The following is a 1422-nucleotide window of genomic DNA, read 5'->3' on the forward strand; positions in this document are numbered from 1 at the left end:
AATAGAGTGCCCCCAAAATGTTAGACACAATTTGGGGGTATTTTTATGTCTAGAAAAGTAAAATACACATTAGACTTTAAACAAGAATGTGTGAAGTTAGTTCTTAAAGGAGAACGCTCTATTACTAGTTTGAGTAAAGAGCTAGGTTTTGATAGTTCTCTTCTTTCTCTTTGGTGTAGGCAATATGAACACAAAGGAGTTCAAGGTTTGTTACCAAAGATAAATAAACAATATACACCATCATTTAAACTTGATGTTTTACAACGAATAGAAAAAGAACATCTTTCGTTAGAGCAAGCATGTATTCTATTTGATATTGGAAGTGGTGCTAGTATTATTAATTGGCAAAGAAGATATAAATCCTTAGGTTTGAAAGGTCTTAAAAATCAACCTAAAGGAAGACCTATCGGAATGAAATCCAAGTCTAGAAAAAATAAATCTATACCATTAACTAGAGAAGAAAAGCTTTTAAAAGAGAATCAATCTTTAAAAGCAGAACTTGATTTGCTAAAAAAGTTACAAGCCTTAGCTCAAGCCAGAGAGAAAAAGCAATAGTCATAAATGAGTTAAGGCATAAGCATGATTTGTCAGTATTGTTACATCATGCAAAGATGGCTAGAAGTAGTTTTTATTATCATTTACAAAAAAGTAAAGAGCCTGATAAATATGAATTTATAAAAAGGTTTATTACTCAAATCTACCATCAACACAAAGGTAGGTATGGTTATAGAAGAATCACTTTAGTACTAAACAACAGAGGGATTATCATTAATCATAAAACAGTATTAAGACTAATGAAGTCCATAGGGTTAAAATCTTTGATTAGAGTTAAAAAGTATCGTTCTTACAGAGGAGGTCAAGGTAAAATAGCTCCCAATATACTTAAACGGAATTTTAAGGCTTCTAAAACCAATCAAAAATGGGCTACAGATATTACAGAGTTTAAAGTTAAAGGTCAAAAACTTTATTTGTCTCCAATTATTGATTTATGTAGTAGAGAAATCATTAGTTATCAAATTTCTAGGAGTCCTAATTTTAGACAAATAACTCAAATGCTGGGGAAAGCTTTTAAAAAGTATAAAGCAGCAAATGTGTTATTACATTCGGATCAAGGATGGCAATATCAAATGGAAAAATATCAGAATATCTTAAAAAAGAACAAGATGATTCAAAGTATGTCTAGAAAAGGGAATTGTTTAGATAATGCTATTATTGAAAATTTCTTTGGAACTTTAAAATCTGAGCTGTTTTATCTAAAACAATGGAACTCGATTGAGCAATTAGAAAAGGAAATTAATGAATATATTTGCTATTATAATAATGATAGAATATCATTAGCTTTAAATGGAATGAGCCCGATAAAATATCGAGCTCATATCAATAATTAATTTTTTAACCGTCCAACTTTTTGGGGGCTGTCCA

2 protein-coding genes are annotated in these 1422 nt (G+C 29.9%); both read left to right on the plus strand.

All coding sequences use genetic code 11. The annotated features are described in order from the left end of the window. The first annotated feature begins 45 nt into the window (after positions 1-45). Positions 46-555 (plus strand): helix-turn-helix domain-containing protein, encoded by a 510-nt coding sequence (locus GGR97_RS15185; protein ID WP_167899377.1) that lies wholly within the window; start codon positions 46-48, stop codon positions 553-555. A 2-nt stretch (positions 556-557) separates the two neighbouring features. Next, positions 558-1388, plus strand: coding sequence for an IS3 family transposase (locus tag GGR97_RS15190; RefSeq protein WP_317165761.1), 831 nt, complete (start codon positions 558-560; stop codon positions 1386-1388). Positions 1389-1422: the final 34 nt, after the last annotated feature.

The sequence above is a fragment of the Wenyingzhuangia aestuarii genome (assembly GCF_011927765.1).
Lineage (GTDB): Bacteria > Bacteroidota > Bacteroidia > Flavobacteriales > Flavobacteriaceae > Wenyingzhuangia > Wenyingzhuangia aestuarii.

Excerpts from the sequence above, each read along its gene's own strand:
- GGR97_RS15185 (WP_167899377.1), top strand. The coding sequence starts at position 46 with ATGTCTAGAAAAGTAAAATACACATTAGACTTTAAACAAGAATGTGTG.